Here is a 16,964-nt window from a genome sequence, read left to right on the forward strand (position 1 = left end):
CAGCTCGCGCAGACGACGCTGCGCGCGGTGCTCGGCAAGCACGAACTCGACGCGCTGCTCGCCGAGCGCGAGCAGCTGAACGCGGATATCCAGAAGACGCTAGACGCGCAGACCGACGCGTGGGGGATCAAGGTATCGACGGTCGAGATCAAGCACGTCGACCTGAACGAGACGATGATCCGCGCGATCGCGCGGCAGGCCGAGGCCGAACGCGAGCGGCGCGCGAAGGTGATTCACGCGGAAGGCGAACTGCAGGCGTCGGAGAAGCTGCTGCAGGCCGCGCAGCGGCTTGCGCTGCAACCGCAGGCGATGCAGCTGCGCTATTTGCAGACGCTGACGACGATCGCGGCGGACAAGAACTCGACGATCGTGTTTCCGCTGCCGGTCGATCTGCTGGGGGCGTTGCTGGAGCGGCTGGGCATGCCGCGCGAGCGCTGACACGCGCGTGTTCCGGCCTGCGCGGAGCTGCCGTCGCCCCGCCGGATGCCGGGTCGCAACGGCCCCGCATCCGGCATCCGGCACACGTCACGCAAGCAGCTTGCGCTCGGTCTTGCCGTATTTGATCGACTTCTCGTCCGGGATCATCAGGCCCGTGTGCTCGTCGCGGCCCTGCAGCAGGAAACGAGCGTCCGATTTGCCGATCTGCTCGGCCGCGAGCTTGCTGTCCGCGCCGATCTCGCCCTTCTTCATCCGGTTGACGATCACGCCGGCTGCCGTGTCCTTGAAGTCGCGCAGCATCCACGCGTCGCCGTCGCTGTCGCCGAACACCAGCAGCGGGCCGTAGCCCTTCTTCGATTCGAGCACGTTGCGGATGCCCACCGTCTTGCCGGGCCCCCAGTTGAAATGCCAGCCGGCCGGATAGGTGCTCGTGTACTTGCCGTCCTGCATGTCGAGGCGCAGGCCGATCACGTTCTCCGGCGGCACGCCGTAGCCATAGTTCGGATTGCCGGCAAACACGCGCACGACATCGTCGAGCGACGCGGTGCTCACGTACACGTCGATGCCGTTCGCGCGCAGCGTGTGCATCACCGTGCGGATTTCCTCATGAATGCGAATGCCGTGGAAATGCGTGTCGGCCACCACGCCGGCCTTGCCCGGCAGCGTCTTCGGGCTTTCGTAGCGGACCTTGCGCAGCGCGTCGCCGATCCCGTAGTTGTCCGACGCTACCGCCATCGCCTGCAGCTCGGCCGTCGTCATGTTCTTGTAGAAGTAGATGATCCACTTGTAGCCGACTTCGAGCGGGTGCGTGTCGCAGATCGCGTCGTACATGAAGTACAGCTTCGCGCGAAAATCCTTGAACTGGTCGGTCTCGCGAATCTCGTCGAGGCTCTTCTCGCCGCCGAAACCTTTGTAGTTCGCATAGAGCCAGCGGTAGTCGGATTCGACGTCGGCGGCGAGATCCTCCATCGTCACCGGCTTGCCGTCGACGGTCGTGTAGTCCTTCATGAACGCGCCCTTCGGCACGTCCTTCCACATCACGGCGACGAATTCGTCCGGCGTCAGCTTGTACTGCAGATGATTGATCTGGTACATCAGCAACGCCTCTTCGCAGTCGTTCATGATGCACGTGTTGTCCCAGTCGAACACCGCGTACGGGCGACGCTTTGCGTCGTACCGTGCGCTCGCGACGCCATGCTGGTCGAGCACCGCCTGCAGGCGCGCGGCGTTGAACGGCGACCAGCGGCCCGGGTCCAGCGCGTCCGGCGCGGTCGCGCTCTTTGCGTCGGCGGTGCCGGCCTTGAGCATCAGCGACGTCGCAGCGGTCGCAGCGGCAAGGGTGTTCATGAACTGGCGGCGTTGCATGGTCTCTCTCCGTGGAAATGTCGAATCGGCTTCGGTCACTGCCCCGTGCAGCGCACCGGCGGCTCATCGCCGCAGCGAAGCCGGGGCAGCTTCGAATTGGGGGCGAATGATGTGACGAAATTATTTCGGCAATTTGACAGCGTCACGCCGTGGCGCGACGGTGAGTTGATCCGGCGCGACATGCCGGGCGCCGCAAGATGACCGGACACGGCGATCCGGGCCGGCAACGAGCCCGCTCCCGACATCGTCCGGAAACCTAGAGGCTCCCCTCCATTTCCCCCTTCCATTGGGACAAATCCTCACTTCCCCACGCGCGGAACCGTCTATTATCGTTACATCGATCAATGACACATTAAATGCTGACTGAATAACCCGCGACGGCGACGCCGGCGGGCGCGTTCCGGATCAGCGCCCAACGGAGACGCCCCATGGCCGACCATCACCCGCTGCCGGAAGTCCACCTCGACGAGCTGCCGCAATTCCGCGCGGTCCAGCAGCTTGCCTACCGCTGTGTCGAAACCGTCGGCGCGATGCTCTACCCCGGCATCACCGAGAAGGAAGCCGCGCGCCTCCTGACCGAATGGCTGCAGGACAACGGCGTGCACGACTGGCTGCACAAGCCGTTCGCATGGTTCGGCGACCGCACCGCGTTCGAAGGCTTCTCCGGCCTGAAGCACCTGGGCGGCTTCAACCTCGCGTTCTTCCCGAGCAACCGCCAGCTCGAAACCGACATGCCGGTGATCCTCGACGTCGCACCGGTGCTCGACGGCATCGTCGCCGACGTCGGCTACGCGCACTGCCTCGGCGAGAACCCGATCCTCGAACAGCTGCAGGACGACCTGATGGACCATCGCGACCTGATCGTGCGACTCGTGAAGGCGCGCCGGCCGATGGCAGAGGTCGCGCAGGAAGTCGACGCGCTGTGCCGCCGCCAGGGCGTCGAGCCGCGCCACAAGGCCTATCCGTTCAAGGTGCTCGCGCATCGCGTCGCGAAGATCCACAAGCTGTCGAAGCCGCGCTTCGTCGCGCGCTTCGGGCTGAACGCGACGCGCAACCTGCTGCTCGACCAGGGCCGCGCGGCGAAGCAGCAAGGCTGGTCGCCGCTGTGGTCGATCGATCGCCGCTCCGAGCATGCGCCCGTGCCGGGCCTGTGGGCCGTCGAGCCGCATCTCGGCTTCGCCGGCGTCGGCGCGAAATTCGAGGAGCTGCTCGTGATCACCGAAGACGACGCGTACTGGCTCGACGAAGATCTGCCGCACGTGCGCCGCTGGCAGCGCCGCCAGGCCGAGCGTGCGCAGGCCGTCGCGACCGTGCCGGCCGCCGCCTGACGCGCGCGCCTTCCTTCCGAATCCCTGAACGACGGACTCACGATGCAGCCTCTTTCCGACGAAGCGCCGCTGGCCCTGTTCGAATCGGTTCATAGCGAAACGGCGGTCACCTCCGGCGACCTGACGCTCGCGGTCAAGACCTGGGGCGACCCGGCCCGTTCGCCGGTCGTGCTCGTGCACGGCTATCCCGACGACAGCAGCGTCTGGCAGCAGGTCGCGCCGCTGCTTGCGCGCAAGCACTACGTGATCGCCTACGACGTGCGCGGCGCGGGCCTGTCCGGCGTGCCGAAGCGCACGGCCGACTATCACCTCGCGAAGCTGACCGACGATTTCGTCGCGGTGATCGACGCGCTCTGCCCCGGCCGCGCCGTGCATCTGATCGCGCACGACTGGGGCTCGATCCAGGGCTGGGAATTCGTCACCGACCCGCGCCTCGCGGGCCGCATCGCGTCGTACACGTCGTGCTCGGGGCCGTGCCTCGACCACGTCGGCTTCTGGCTGCGCGAACGCGTGCTGCGCCCGACACCCGCATCGCTCGCCAAGCTCGGCGGCCAGCTCGTGCGGTCGTGGTACGTGTACCTGTTCCACCTGCCGTTCATCCCCGAGCTCGGCTGGCGGCTGTGGCTCGGCCGCGCATGGCCGCGCCTGCTGCGCCGGCTCGAGAAGACACCGGTCACGCCGCGCCCGACACAGGCCGACGACGGCGCGCGCGGCGTGCGCCTCTATCGCGCGAACTTCATCCGCTGCCTGTTCGCGCCGCGCGAGCGCTACGCGCATGCTCCGGTGCAGACGATCGTGCCGCTCGGCGACAAATACGTGAGCCCCGCGCTGTCCGAGAACCTGTCGCGCTGGGTGCCGCAGTACTACCGCCGCGAAGTCGCGGCCGGCCACTGGCTGCCGCTCGCCGATCCCGCGCGCTTCGCGGGCCTCGCCGAACAGTTGATCGACGCGGTCGAATCGGGCGACGAGCCGCCCGCGCTCGCCAACGCACGCCGGCGCGCCACCAGCGGCCGCTTCAGCGGCAAGGTCGCGGTCGTCACCGGCGCGGGCAGCGGCATCGGCCGCTGCGCGGCCCTCGCGTTCGCCCGCGAAGGCGCGACGGTCGTCGCGTGCGACATCGATCTCGCAAGCGCCGAACGCACCGCGCTGCTGCTCGGGCTGACCGGTGCGCAAGCGCACGCGAAACGCGTGGACGTCGGCTCCGCCGACGAGATGGAAGCCCTCGCGACGTGGGTCGGCAGCGAACTCGGCGGCGCGGACGTCGTGATCAACAACGCGGGCATCGGCATGGCCGGCGGCATCCTCGACACGAGCGCGCGGCACTGGGAGCGCATCCTGCACGTGAACCTGTGGGGCGTGATCCACGGCTCGCGGCTGTTCGCGCAGCAGATGGCCGCGCGCGGCACGGGCGGGCACATCGTCAACACGGCCTCGGCTGCCGCGTTCGGACCGTCGCGCGACCTGCCTGCGTATGCAACGACCAAGGCCGCCGTGCTGATGCTCAGCGAATGCATGCGCGCGGAACTGGCGGAGAAAGGCATCGGCGTGACGGCCGTATGCCCGGGTTTCGCGGAGACCGGAATCATGGCGTCGACGCAATACGCGGGCGCCAACGCACAGGACGAAGCGCGGCTGCGCAAGCGCGCGACAAAGCTGTACCAGATGCGCGGCCTGAAGCCCGAAACCGTCGCGCAGGCGATGGTCGACGGCGTGCTGCGCAACCGCCCCGTCGTCGCGGTCGGCGGCGAGGCGCACGCGATGCGCTTCGTCGGCCGCTTCATGCCGTGGCTCGGCCGGATGATCGCCCGCGTCAGCATGGCATCGCATTGACGGCGCATGACGCCGCACAGGGAGACAACATGACCGATACCGCCGATTACCACAAGATCAAGGCCCGCCACGTGAAGTTCGACTTCAGCGACACGCCGATCACATGGGTACCGAACGACCCGGGCAGCACCCACATCATCAACACGCTGAACCTGCTGTTCCCGGAAGGCGAGCTGTGGTTCTGCCGCGTGTACAACAAGGCGCTGCCGCACATCACCGATGCGCGCCTGCGCGACGAAGCCGAAGGCTTCCTGCGCCAGGAAGCCGTGCATTCGCGCTCGCACGGCGGCGTGCTCAAGCATTACTACGACCGGCACGGGATCGACACGAAACCGTTCACGCAGAAGCTGAACTGGCTGTTCACGCGCGTGCTGGGCGAAGCGCCGTTCGGGCTGAAGATCGGCCACACGCGCTTCTGGCTGCGGCAGCAGCTCGCGGTGATCGCGTCGCTCGAGCATTTCTTCGGCTATCTCGGCAACTGGGTGCTCAACGCGCACGGGCTCGACGAAGGCCATGCCGACCCGACGATGGTCGACCTGCTGCGCTGGCACGGCGCGGAGGAAGTCGAGCACCGGACCGTCGCATTCGACATCTACAACCACATGGGCGGCAACTACCCGGAGCGCTGCATGCACATGGCGTTCGTGATCGTGCTGCTGCTCTACTTCATCACGACGGGCGCGAAGTTCATGTACCGGCGCGATCCGGCCGCCGGCCGCTATCCGGGTTTCGTGCGCGCGTGGTGGAAGGGTTCGCGGCGCGGGCACCTGCCGTCGTTCTGGAAAGTGATCGGCGCGGCGCTCCGCTACTTCAAGCCGGGCTATACGCCGCACCATGAAGGCTCGACCGAGCAGGCGCTCGCCTATCTGGAACGCTCGCCGGCCGCGCAGGCGGCCGCACACGGCGGCAACTGGGGCACGACGAAGGGTGCGTGAGCGGGTCCGTTCGCGGGTCCGCGAGCAGGTTCGTGACGGTCTCGGCGAGCGGCGCCCGCCGAAATGCGTACAATCGCGGCTTCATTTCCCGGAGGTGCCGCGATGGCCATGAAGAAAACCGATCTAGAAAAGAACAAGGCGCTCAAGTTGACGCACGCGCTGAAGCAGTCGAGCTCCGCGCGCTTCGGCAAGGGTGCCGAGGACGCAGCGAAGCTCGATCGCCGCGCGCAGCGCAAGCTTGACCAGGAACAGGGCCTCGTGCCGTTCGCCTGCAAGCTCAACGCCGATCTCGTCGAACAGCTGAAGGCGCGCGCCGCCACGCATCCGGACGGCATGACGGGCCTGCTGTCCGAACTGCTCGTCAACGGGCTCGCGCAACGCGATGCGTGATCGCCGTCTCCGTCTGTCTCGAAAATAGTCGTTGACAACGCCGTACGACATCGACAAACTCGTTCGCATGCCTACGTTCAAGCTCATCGCCATCGCGAATCATTGCCCGATGAACATTCGAAAGAATGGATCACGGGAGGCGCTTGTGCGTTAGCATCCGAGCAGTACCGCATGTCACACAAGGCCTCACCGGAAACGGATGAGGCCTTTTTGTTCTGGTGCGCGTCATCCGTCCGGCTCAACGAATGGAGCAGACGATGGACCAGGCAAGCCCGTTGTTCGACCGTCCCGATGCGCGCCGCGCCGGCGCAATCGCGTTACCGACCGTCGTGATCCGTTTCGCGGTCGCGCCGCGCACGACGCTGACCTGGCGTGCGCCGAGCGATGCGGAGATTCGCGCGCACGGCGCGCCGCTGTGGATCACGCGCCCGCCGAGCGTCGACGATTACTGGGTGCAGCCCGGCGACGTGCTGCGCATCGCGCGCGGCGATCGCATCTGGCTCGGCACCGATGACGACCGATCGGCCGAAGCGTCGATCACGACCGCGTACGTACGGCGCGGCGAACGGCTAAGACGCACGCTCGCGCGCATGCAACGTTTGCTCGCCGGACGATGGCGAAGAAGGGAATGACGATGCGCGCTCACCCGCGCAACGGGAAACCGGGACGCGCGGGGTCAGCGCATCCGCAAATGGACGCACCCGCGGCGCATCGCGTCGCAGGTGCGCATCGAATGACGCGGCACGACCGTGCGTGCCGCGCGCGATCGCTCGCCGTGCGCAACCATCCGGTGCATCGAATGCATCAGGTGCTGGCGGCGAGACGCGGGCCCGTGCTGCGTGGAGTGGAATCAAGGTCGGGGCGTTGCGCCGCCTGCGAGGTCACCCACGGGTCGATGCCTTGCTTCTGCACCTCCTCGAGAAATGACACACGTGCGCGCCAGTAATCCGCCTGTAATTTCGCATCGATGACGCGCTGCTCGGCGGAGAACAACTCCATGCGTGCAGTCACGAGCATCGACGCAGCGGTTTTTTCCGGCGTGGGGGCGTGCCGCATTGCCCAACGGCTGATCCAGTTCAACATGCTGACCTCCGTGATTACGGACGAACCCGCATCGGGCAATCGCAATCGGTCGCGCCTGCCCGAATGCGCAACGACCGTCACCGCACTTCACCGCCTGGCCTGCACGGACTGCGACTCCCCCGCGTCGGCAACAACTGGCCGGCGTGTGTGCGCGGTGTATCTATCCTAGAAAGACTTGCCGGTTTACGCGATGACGTCTTGCAATCTTTTACACAGAAACCACAGTCGGGCCCACATCTCAAAATGACAGTTGCGGACGGGACGGCTTCGGCGCAGGATAGCCCGATATCTGAAACCGCCCCGACCGACGCATGGCCGTTGCACGCCGCTGCGCATCCGCGCCGGCGATGCTTGCGCGTTCGCGCGTGCGTTGCGCCCATAGCGACCGTACCGCATACATCCAGCATGCAGGTGCTCCGTTTCAGTCACATGTCATCGTGGCGCGGCCGCGCCCTGCGCGTGCGTCATGCCGTTGCGCCCGCATCGGCCCGCACGGCCGCCCGTGCCCGCATCGTTTTCAGCGTTTCCATCGCTTCCGCCTGCCCGCTCCGTCCGAACCGGTAAAATGCGCGCCTTCCTCGCGCGGCCGGGTTGCCCGACCGTTCGCGCGAGCGCGGCCGATCGTGCCCCGCAACTATATCGTCGGAGCTATCTGCGCTATTACAATCCGCCGATAGCCTGGCAATAGTGGCTGGTTACAGTAGGCCGGCCGCGCTGCCCTTACAACAATTCGGCACAACAAGCAACACGACAACCCGACCGGAGAAACGCCTTCATGGAATCCATCAAGCGGTATTTCGGCTTCGCTGAAGCCGGCACCGACTTCCGCACCGAAATACTCGCGGGCGTCACCACGTTCCTGACGATGGCCTACATCATCTTCGTCAACCCCGCGATCCTCGGCGACGCCGGCATGCCGAAGGAATCGGTATTCGTCGCGACCTGCCTCGTCGCGGCGCTGGCGTCGATCATCATGGGGCTGTATGCAAACTACCCGATCGCCTGCGCGCCCGGCATGGGCCTGAACGCGTATTTCGCGTACACGGTCGTCAAGGGGATGGGCTTCACGTGGCAGGCCGCGCTCGGCGCGGTGTTCATCTCCGGCTGCCTGTTCCTGATCGTCACGCTGTTCCGCGTGCGCGAGGCGATCGTCAACGGCATTCCGAAATCGCTGCGGATCTCGATCACCGCCGGCATCGGCCTGTTCCTCGGCATCATCTCGCTGAAGACCTCGGGCGTGATCGTCGGCAGCCCGGCCACGCTCGTCACGCTCGGCGACCTGCACAAGCCCACGACGATCCTCGCGATCATCGGCTTCTTCACGATCGTCACGCTCGACCACCTCCGCGTGCGCGGCGCGATCCTGATCGGCATCATCGGTGTCACCGTCCTGTCGTTCTTCTTCGGCGGCAACCAGTTCCACGGCGTGTTCTCCGCGCCGCCGTCGATCGACGCGACGCTGTTCAAGCTCGACATCGGCGCCGCGCTGTCGACCGGCATCATCAACGTGATCCTCGTGTTCTTCCTCGTCGAGCTGTTCGATGCGACCGGCACGCTGATGGGCGTCGCGAACCGCGCGGGCCTGCTCGTCGAAGGCAAGATGAACCGCCTCAACAAGGCGCTGCTCGCCGACAGCACCGCGATCGTCGCGGGCTCGGTGCTCGGCACGTCGTCGACCACCGCGTATATCGAAAGCGCGTCGGGCGTGCAGGCAGGCGGCCGCACCGGCGTGACGGCGATCACCGTCGCGGTGCTGTTCCTCGCGTGCCTGTTCATCGCGCCGCTCGCCGGCGTCGTGCCGGGCTACGCAACGGCACCGGCACTGCTGTACGTGTCGTGCCTGATGCTGCGCGAGATGGTCGACGTGCCGTGGGACGACGCGACCGAAGCCGTGCCGGCCGCGCTGACCGCGCTGCTGATGCCGTTCACGTACTCGATCGCGAACGGCGTCGCGTTCGGCTTCATCGCGTACGGCGGCCTGAAGCTGCTGACGGGCCAGGGCCGCACGGTCAAGCCGATCGTGTGGATCATCGCGGCCGTGTTCCTGTTCCGCTTCTTCTATCTAGGCAGCGAGTGACGCACGCGCGTCGGTACGATACACGCTGAAAACACGCCACCTTCGGGTGGCGTTCTTGTCTGGATATGCAGCGCGCGCGGACGACGTCACGTCACGCGGCGGCCTCCGCGAGCACCCAGCGGGCAAACGTCTGCAGCGGCCCGTCGCCGAGCTCCAGCGATTCCGGCAGCACGAGACAGAAGCGCTTGACCACATCCTGACCGTCCGGCCAGGGCGCCGCGAGCAACCCTTGCGCAATCTCGGTGCCGACGTACAGTCGCGGCACCAGCGCGACGCCGAGCCCGGCCTGGGCCGCCGCGATCAGCATCGAGTAAAGGTCGTAGCGCGCGCCGGCGGCCGGATTGTTCACCGGCAACCCCGTCTCCTGCACGTACGCCGACCACGCATCGGGCGTCTGGCGCTTGTGCAGGCGCGGCAGCCTGCCCAGCAACGCGTCCGGATCCCCGCCGGCGAGCAGCGACGGATGGCAGACCGGCACCAGCACCTCCTCGCACAGCCGGTACGTATGCATGCCGGCCCAGGCCGGATGCTCGAAGTGAATCGCCGCATCGAAGCCACTGCCGGCCAGCACGAACGGCTCGGCGCGATCGGCGAAATGCACCGTGATGTTCGGATGCTGCGTCTGGAACCCCTTGAGCCGTGGAATCAGCCAGCGCGTCGCAAACGTCGGCGTCACAGCGATATCGACGCTGCCGCCGTCGCCGGGCTGCCCCATCATGTACTGGCTGTCGCGCTCGAGACGGTCCAGCACTTCGCGAACCTGCGCCGCGTAGCGTGCGCCGTTCGGCGCAACCCGAACGCGGTTGCCGACCCGCTCGAACAGCGCCACACCCAGGAAGGTCTCCAGCCGGCCGATCTGCCTGCTGATCGCGCCTTCCGTCAACGCCAGTTCGTCGGCGGCGCGCGCGAAGCTCCCATGCCGCGCCGCGGCCTCGAATGCCATCAATGCCGAATTACTCGGAATCCTGCGTCGCGTCACGATTGCTCCCAGTCCGACCGTCGTCGGTCACAGCTTGATTAAATGTCAATGAACGGTGACGAATCATCGTTTTTCGCCCGTTCATCAGCTAATTATCATGATAAAAACTCAACCAGTCGAGCGGTGATCCATCCCGAAAGCCGCTTGCTATCCCGTGGAGGTGTGATGATCTATGCCGTTGAATGCAGCTTCGCCGAGCCCGCCGCCGAGGCCGAGTGGAACGACTTCTACAGCCGGGTCAAACTGCCGGCGCTGATCTCCGTATCCGGCTTCCGCACGTCGCAACGCTTTCGCGCCCTCGGCGGCGACGGCCCCGTCTACCTCGCGCTTCATACGATCGACGGCCCCGACGTGCTGACGTCGGCCGAGTATCGCGACAAGGGCGGCGGCAATTTCGCGCGCTGGCAGCCGCACATCGTCGCGTGGCGCCGCAACGTGTACGACGGCGCGGCACCCGCGCCGGCCGTCTCCGGCCATCAGCGGCTGGCCATTTGCGACGACGCTGCGCCGTTCGCGCGGGCGGGCATCGCAGCCACCGCCATGCATGCGATCGCGCTGGACCGCCAGCCAGCCATTCGCTGGCTGGCCGCCCTGGATCACGATCAGGCGCGGCTCGCGTCCGGTGCGTCCGGTGCCGCGCTCAGGCTCTATGCGCCGATGGGCGACCGGCTCGTCAGCACGCCGGCGTCGGCTGCCACACGCTGACGGGCGCCCGGCCATGCCCAGCATCACGATTTTCATCCCAGAGGCGAGCCTGCCGTCGAACGCGGCGCTCGACGCGCTGTCGTCGGCCTGCGAGACGCTCTGCACCGAGGTGTTGAGCGCCGCACCCGACACGATCCACGTCGCGTACGTTCCGATCCGGCACGGCTGCGGACATCCGGTCAGCGCGGAGATTCGCTTTCGTACCACATCAGTTCGCACGACTGAATTGATGGAGCAGTTCATGGCAGAACTGGATCGCGAGATTCTCCGCCACACCGGATTCATCGCGCGGATCCGCTGCTTCGGCTACGACGCCGCACACCTTCACGCCCGACACTGACCCATGAGCGAACCCATTCCCCGTCCTGCGTTTCCGCGCCGTCGAATCGGCGATTTCTCGGTCATCGCGATCAGCGACGGCACGCTGACAGCCGGCCTCGATCTGCTGTCGAACATCGATCTCGACGATGCGACCGGCATCATGCGCCGCGCCGGCATACACGCGCCGTCCGACGTCAACATCAACTGCTATGTGATACGCGGGAACGGCCGCACCGTGCTCGTCGACGCCGGCGCCGGCAGCTTCCGGAACTGGGGCGGCCTTCTGCGTCGGTCGCTGTCGCAAGCCGGCATCGATGCGCGCGACATCGACACGATCCTGCTGACGCACGCGCATCCCGACCACATCGGCGGCCTGCTCGACACGAATGGGCAGCCGGCCTTCCCGCACGCGGAGGTGATCATTCACGAACGGGAGCGTGCGTTCTGGCTGGATGACGACACGTACGCGCACGCGACCGAACGAGCACGCGTCAATTTCCAGATCGCGCGGCGCACGTTCGATGCCTATCACGCGCAGCTACGTACCATCGATGCAGGCGCTGTGCTGCCCGGCATCGTCGCCGTGCCGCTGCCAGGGCACACGCCCGGCCACACGGGTTATCGCGTCGAATCGCGAGGCGAGCGTCTGCTGATCTGGGGTGATCTCGTGCATTTCGCGCCGATTCAGGTCGCTCGCCCCGACGTGTCGATCGTGTTCGATCACGATCCGTCGCAGGCATCCGCGACGCGCGCCGCCACGCTCGCAGAAGTCGCTTCGGATAACCTGTTGATTGCGGGGATGCACCTCGCCGACACGGGCTTCGCACGCATCGCGCGCACGAACGGCGCAACCGACGGCGCGTATGCGCTCATCGGGGCGGATTAAGCGAAACGGGACGCTGGCACGCCCTCGCGCCGCACGATGCCCGAATCGTGCGGCGCATCATCCCGTACCAGCAGGACACCGGATGGGCACGCGCCGATATGACACGGGCGCCGGTATTCGGCGCCCGCTCCGTCGCTGCCCGGTCGACCGGTTCAGCGCCAGTTCGCTTCGTAGAAGCGCACGTAGCCGCTACGCAGCGTCACGCATTGCGCGCGCGTCTCGGACAGCAGCCGCCGTGCGGCCGCCTCGATACGCTCGCGGTGCTGATCGTACGCACCGACCATGTCCTCGAAGCGCGGCGATGCCGCACCGAAATGATCCTCCAGCGCCTCGGCGGTGATCTGACATTGGACGCGCTCGCCATTGACCAGCGCCGTAAATCCAAGCATCAGGTCTCGCCCCGAATATTCGGGCTTCTCATTCGTGAAATGGATCTGCATGGGAGCCGCCTATCGTCCGGTAGAAAGCGAATGACCGCGTCCGTCGTCCGCTACCGGCCGGACGAAAATGTACGCGGGCTCGCCGACAGAGGCACGATCCGCGGGGGGGTGTGGCGCGGACAATGCATGCCGGTTGCATTCCACTTTAGACGGTTTCGCGCAGGAGGCAAAATTTGCGACGTGCGTCGTTCCGACGCGCATTTCATCTGACCAGCGCGACATCCGGCACCGCGTGCCGAACGGCATCAGTGCGGATCGGAGGGCCAGATGTTCAGCGAGATCGCAGCGGTCGTAGCGCCTGCCGCGATCGCGGCCGCCCCGTATTGAACCGCGTCGCTCAGGTCGAACAGCAGACCGTGGATCGCCACGGCGATGCCGCCGAGCATGGTGAAGGTGGCGATGGCCGCCAGCACGACTCTCAGTTCCGTTCGAACCATGATGCGTCTCCCGAACGGATGCATGTCGCGTCGCATGCATGTTGCGATGCGGAACACGGCGCGTGCGTGCTCCATTTCCATCATTGCAGGCGGGCGTTTAAAAGCAAGGGGTTTTTGTTCCCGGTCGCACAACGCGCGCGGCGCTTGTATGATGAAGCGATATCGACGGCGGCGGCCCGGGTGGCGGATGTTGCGGTGCGAAGCGCCAAGGTGGGCCGACCGCGAAGCGTGGGACCAGAGTGAGCGCTAAAGCGCCAACTGGGGCCGACCGCGAAGCATGGGGCCCCAGTAAGCGCTAAAGCGCTAACTGGGGCCGACCGCGAAGCATGGGGCCCCAGTAAGCGCTAAAGCGCTAACTGGGGCCGACAGGAGACAAGACATGCCTCAACCTTTCGTGCTGCCCGCCACCGCGGGCCGCATCGACCTGCTCGCGCAGGCGCATGCCCGTTCGACCGCGGTCGGCCTGCGCGCCAACGAGCGCCCCGATTTCTCGCCGCTGTCGCGACTCGCACTGCGCGAACTGCTCGACACGAACCACGCCCTGTTCGCGCACGCGCGCCCGGTGATGGAAAACCTCCACACGCAGATCGCCGACACGCAAAGCCTCGTGCTGCTCACCGACGCCGACGGCGTGATCCTGCACAGCATCGGAGATGCCGACTTCATCGAGAAAGCAAACCGCGTCGCGCTGTGCACCGGCGTGTCGTGGGCCGAAGGCGCGCGCGGCACCAACGCGATCGGCACCGCGCTCGCGTCGGGCCAGGCGGTCGCCGTGCACGGCGCCGAACATTTCCTGCGCGCAAACCATATCCTCACCTGCTCGTGCGCGCCAATCATCGACCCGTTCGGCCGCTCGCTCGGCGCGCTCGACGTGAGCGGCGACCCGCGCGGCTTCAGCCCCCATACGCTCGCGCTCGTGCGGATGTCCGCGCAGCTGATCGAGAACCACCTGTTCGCGAACCAGTGCGCGGAAGCGCTGCGACTGCGCTTCCACGCGCACGAGGATTGCGTCGACTCGCTGTTCGCCGGGCTCGTCGCGTTCGGCCCCGACGGCGGGCTGATCGCCGCGAACCGCAGCGCGCAATTCCAGCTCGGTGCGACGTTCGATGCATTGCAGCATCAGGGCTGCGATGCGCTGTTCGGGATGCACTTCGGCCAACTCGCCCAGCAAGCGGCCCGCGCACCCGGCGCACCGTTCCGCCTCACGCTGTCGACCGGCGTGCGCGTGCTGGCACGCTGCGAATTCGCGGAAGCGCACAAGACGGCCGTCGCCGTCACGCCGCCCGCCCCCGCCGCGCGCACGCGGGCGCCGGACCCCGACGCCATCACGTTCGCGACGCTCGACACCGGCGATGCGCGGATGGCCGCGGTGCTCGAACGCGTCGCGAAGATTCGCGGCCGCGATCTGCCGTTGCTGATCCTCGGCCAGACCGGCACCGGCAAGGAATGGCTCGCCCGCGCGCTGCACCAGGCATCGCCGCGCTCCGACGGCCCGTTCGTCGCGGTCAACTGCGCGGCACTGCCGGATTCGCTGATCGAGGCCGAACTGTTCGGCTACGAAGACGGCGCCTTCACCGGCGCACGCAAGCGCGGCAGCCCCGGCAAGATCGCGCAGGCGGACGGCGGCACGCTGTTTCTCGACGAGATCGGCGACATGCCGCTCGCGCAGCAGGTCAGGCTGATGCGCGTGCTGCAGGAGCGCGCGGTGATGCCGCTCGGCGGCGCGCGCGCGGTGCCGGTCGACGTGCGCGTGGTCTGCGCGACGCACCGCGACCTGCGCGCGATGATCGCGGAAGGCACGTTCCGCGAAGACCTGTTCTACCGGATCAACGGGCTCGCGGTCACGCTGCCGGCGCTCGCCGCGCGCACCGACCTGCCCGCGCTGGTCGAGCGGATCCTCGCGCGGCTCGCGCGCAGCGAACCGATGCCGACCCGCCTCGCGGCCGACGTGCTCGACGCGTTCATGCGCCACCGCTGGCCCGGCAACCTGCGGCAAATGACCAACGTGCTGCGTACGGCCGGCATGCTCGCCGAAGATGAAGCCGAAATCACGCTCGCGCACCTGCCCGACGATTTCTGGCTCGACTGCGACGACCTGCCCGCGGCGGAGGCCGCACCGGCCGACACGCGCGAAGCGACGACGCTGCAACGCCATCAGGCCGCGGTGATCGATGCGGTGCTGGCGCGGCACGGCGGCAACGTGTCGGCGGCCGCGCGGGAGCTCGGGCTCGCGCGCAATACCGTGTACCGCTACCTGCGCCGGCACTGAGGCCGCGGGCCGGCCGCATGCGGCTTCGGGTATGCTTGGCGCTTGCCTTGCCGCCGATCCGCCGCCCGCCTCGACCCATGACCGATCCAGAACGCCCTCCTCTCGTGCGCATCGAGCCGCTCGGCGCGACGTTCGACGCGCCCGATTCGCTGACGCTGCTCGAGGCCGCCGCGTTCGCGCACGTCTCGTTGCCGCGCTCGTGCCGCAACGGCACGTGCCGTAGCTGCCTGTGCAGGATCGTCAGCGGCAGCGTACGCTATACGATTGAATGGCCGGGGCTGAGCCGCGAGGAAAAGGCCGACGGCTACACGCTGCCGTGCGTGGCCGTCGCGACCTCCGATGTCGTGCTCGACGTGCCCGACGCGGTGCTGATCGACTGAACGCGACGCGCGGCCGCGCGCCGTCCTGCAATGGTGATACCAGCCAGGAGAACGTGATGAACCCGTCAACCGATCCGATCGAGAAACAAGCGCTGCTCGCCGCACCGCTCGCGCGCGTCTGGGAAGCCGTCAGCAATGCCGGGGAATTCGGCATCTGGTTCGGCGTGACGTTCGACGGACCGTTCGTGGCCGGCCAGCCGCTATTCGGCCGCATCACGCCGACCCGCGTCGACGACGACGTCGCCAAGGCGCAGGAGCCGTATGCGGGCGCTGTGTTCGAAATCGTCGTCGACCGCGTCGAGCCGCAGCAACTGTTCTCCTTTCGCTGGCATCCGTTCGCGATCAACCCGAACTTCGATTACACGACCGAGCCGATGACGCTCGTCACCTTCACGCTCGCTGAAAAAGACGGCGGCACACTGCTGACGGTCACCGAAACGGGTTTCGACCAGCTGATCGAAGCGCGTCGCGCGAAGGCGCGCGACATGAACGATCAGGGCTGGGCCGCACAAATGTCGCTGATCACGAAATATCTGGCGAAGCACGCATAAGCGTGCCGCGCAGCCGCGCATCATTCCCGGTATCCGGACGACCGCATGCCAGCGTTGCGGGGTGCGTGGCATAATCCGCTCCATCGCTGTCCACACGCCGCCGCGTATCGCATGCTGAGTCGTCGTCTCCGGAAGATCGGCAGTCTGATCGGGATGCTCGCCATCCTGATGACGGCGCTCGCGCCGACGATCTCGCAGGCGCTGACGACGCAAGGCCGCGTCGACGCGCTGCTGGCCGGTTACTGCACGGCCGGGCCGGCTGCCGGCGATCACGCCGGCGCTTCATCGCAAAAGAGCCTGCAGGCCCATCTGCAGGCTTGCGGCTATTGCAGCCTGCTTGCCCATACGCCCGCGCTACCCGCGCCGGAACTGACATTCGCGGCCAACGTTCACCCCCTCCAGCAGCGCGCAGCAACCCGCTTCGAAAGCCTGCGCCGCGCACTGCCGCTCACGGCCGCGCAACCGCGCGCCCCGCCGTTCGCGTCCTGATCCGTCGTCACAGCGCGTGATGCCGTAGCGCATCGCGCCGTCCGCACGCGTCATGCGCGTG

19 protein-coding genes are annotated in these 16,964 nt (G+C 67.0%); 14 read left to right on the forward strand and 5 right to left on the reverse strand.

Annotated features, from left to right (window positions below):
* On the forward strand, nucleotides 1–438 hold a 438-nt coding region (locus PI86_RS14275), incomplete at its 5' end, for an SPFH domain-containing protein (RefSeq protein ID WP_039323637.1).
* Between the two features lie 87 nt (nucleotides 439–525).
* On the opposite strand, the gene PI86_RS14280 is transcribed toward PI86_RS14275, so the two are convergent.
* Nucleotides 526–1,803 (reverse strand): HAD family hydrolase, encoded by a 1,278-nt coding sequence (locus PI86_RS14280; protein ID WP_039323653.1) that lies wholly within the window; start codon nucleotides 1,801–1,803, stop codon nucleotides 526–528.
* A 428-nt stretch (nucleotides 1,804–2,231) separates the two neighbouring features.
* Between PI86_RS14280 and PI86_RS14285 the strand changes: the two genes are divergently transcribed.
* From PI86_RS14285 to PI86_RS14305, 5 genes are all read left to right on the forward strand, one after another.
* Nucleotides 2,232–3,131: a M24 family metallopeptidase gene (locus PI86_RS14285; RefSeq protein ID WP_039323656.1), complete on the forward strand. Its 900-nt coding sequence runs from the start codon at nucleotides 2,232–2,234 to the stop codon at nucleotides 3,129–3,131.
* 42 nt (nucleotides 3,132–3,173) lie between these two features.
* Complete coding sequence (locus PI86_RS14290) at nucleotides 3,174–4,961, forward strand: SDR family oxidoreductase (RefSeq protein WP_039323658.1); 1,788 nt, start codon at nucleotides 3,174–3,176, stop codon at nucleotides 4,959–4,961.
* 29 nt (nucleotides 4,962–4,990) lie between these two features.
* Entirely contained in the window at nucleotides 4,991–5,896 is a 906-nt protein-coding gene (locus PI86_RS14295; protein WP_039323667.1) for a metal-dependent hydrolase, read from the forward strand.
* A gap of 102 nt (nucleotides 5,897–5,998) precedes the next feature.
* Nucleotides 5,999–6,286: a hypothetical protein gene (locus PI86_RS14300; protein ID WP_014898626.1), complete on the forward strand. Its 288-nt coding sequence runs from the start codon at nucleotides 5,999–6,001 to the stop codon at nucleotides 6,284–6,286.
* Nucleotides 6,287–6,543: 257 nt separating this feature from the next.
* A complete protein-coding gene (locus PI86_RS14305; protein ID WP_039323670.1) occupies nucleotides 6,544–6,918 on the forward strand; it encodes a DUF2917 domain-containing protein in 375 nt (124 codons plus the stop codon).
* Nucleotides 6,919–7,090: 172 nt separating this feature from the next.
* Here the strand turns inward: PI86_RS14305 and PI86_RS14310 are convergent, their stop codons facing one another.
* Nucleotides 7,091–7,369: a hypothetical protein gene (locus tag PI86_RS14310; protein ID WP_014898624.1), complete on the reverse strand. Its 279-nt coding sequence runs from the start codon at nucleotides 7,367–7,369 to the stop codon at nucleotides 7,091–7,093.
* A 775-nt stretch (nucleotides 7,370–8,144) separates the two neighbouring features.
* On the opposite strand from PI86_RS14310, the gene PI86_RS14315 reads away from it, so the two are divergent.
* Nucleotides 8,145–9,446: an NCS2 family permease gene (locus tag PI86_RS14315; RefSeq protein WP_039323672.1), complete on the forward strand. Its 1,302-nt coding sequence runs from the start codon at nucleotides 8,145–8,147 to the stop codon at nucleotides 9,444–9,446.
* 91 nt (nucleotides 9,447–9,537) lie between these two features.
* Here PI86_RS14315 and PI86_RS14320 read toward each other — a convergent pair whose 3' ends face one another.
* Nucleotides 9,538–10,389: a LysR substrate-binding domain-containing protein gene (locus tag PI86_RS14320; RefSeq protein ID WP_039323675.1), complete on the reverse strand. Its 852-nt coding sequence runs from the start codon at nucleotides 10,387–10,389 to the stop codon at nucleotides 9,538–9,540.
* A 201-nt stretch (nucleotides 10,390–10,590) separates the two neighbouring features.
* Here PI86_RS14320 and PI86_RS14325 point away from each other — a divergent pair, with 201 nt between their 5' ends.
* From PI86_RS14325 to PI86_RS14335, 3 genes are read left to right on the forward strand one after another with little or no spacing between them, the layout of a single operon-like run.
* On the forward strand, nucleotides 10,591–11,130 hold the full coding sequence (locus PI86_RS14325) for a hypothetical protein (protein WP_039323678.1): 540 nt from the start codon (nucleotides 10,591–10,593) through the stop codon (nucleotides 11,128–11,130).
* A gap of 13 nt (nucleotides 11,131–11,143) precedes the next feature.
* The gene (locus PI86_RS14330) at nucleotides 11,144–11,470 is read left to right on the forward strand and encodes a hypothetical protein (RefSeq protein ID WP_039323681.1); all 327 of its coding nucleotides are present in this window, start codon (nucleotides 11,144–11,146) and stop codon (nucleotides 11,468–11,470) included.
* 3 nt (nucleotides 11,471–11,473) lie between these two features.
* Entirely contained in the window at nucleotides 11,474–12,337 is an 864-nt protein-coding gene (locus PI86_RS14335; RefSeq protein ID WP_039323683.1) for an MBL fold metallo-hydrolase, read from the forward strand.
* A 152-nt stretch (nucleotides 12,338–12,489) separates the two neighbouring features.
* Here the strand turns inward: PI86_RS14335 and PI86_RS14340 are convergent, their stop codons facing one another.
* The gene (locus PI86_RS14340) at nucleotides 12,490–12,777 is read right to left on the reverse strand and encodes a DUF1488 domain-containing protein (protein ID WP_014898618.1); all 288 of its coding nucleotides are present in this window, start codon (nucleotides 12,775–12,777) and stop codon (nucleotides 12,490–12,492) included.
* Nucleotides 12,778–13,022: 245 nt separating this feature from the next.
* Nucleotides 13,023–13,214 (reverse strand): DUF2964 family protein, encoded by a 192-nt coding sequence (locus PI86_RS14345; RefSeq protein ID WP_014898617.1) that lies wholly within the window; start codon nucleotides 13,212–13,214, stop codon nucleotides 13,023–13,025.
* Between the two features lie 379 nt (nucleotides 13,215–13,593).
* Here PI86_RS14345 and PI86_RS14350 point away from each other — a divergent pair, with 379 nt between their 5' ends.
* From PI86_RS14350 to PI86_RS14365, 4 genes are all read left to right on the forward strand, one after another.
* Nucleotides 13,594–15,483 (forward strand): sigma-54-dependent Fis family transcriptional regulator, encoded by a 1,890-nt coding sequence (locus tag PI86_RS14350; protein WP_039323684.1) that lies wholly within the window; start codon nucleotides 13,594–13,596, stop codon nucleotides 15,481–15,483.
* A gap of 77 nt (nucleotides 15,484–15,560) precedes the next feature.
* Entirely contained in the window at nucleotides 15,561–15,863 is a 303-nt protein-coding gene (locus tag PI86_RS14355) for a 2Fe-2S iron-sulfur cluster-binding protein (protein WP_039323687.1), read from the forward strand.
* 56 nt (nucleotides 15,864–15,919) lie between these two features.
* Entirely contained in the window at nucleotides 15,920–16,414 is a 495-nt protein-coding gene (locus PI86_RS14360; protein ID WP_039323689.1) for an SRPBCC family protein, read from the forward strand.
* A 111-nt stretch (nucleotides 16,415–16,525) separates the two neighbouring features.
* Nucleotides 16,526–16,903, forward strand: a complete 378-nt coding sequence (locus PI86_RS14365) for a DUF2946 domain-containing protein (RefSeq protein ID WP_039323698.1) — start codon at nucleotides 16,526–16,528, stop codon at nucleotides 16,901–16,903.
* Nucleotides 16,904–16,964: the final 61 nt, after the last annotated feature.

This window comes from Burkholderia sp. A9 (assembly GCF_000801975.1).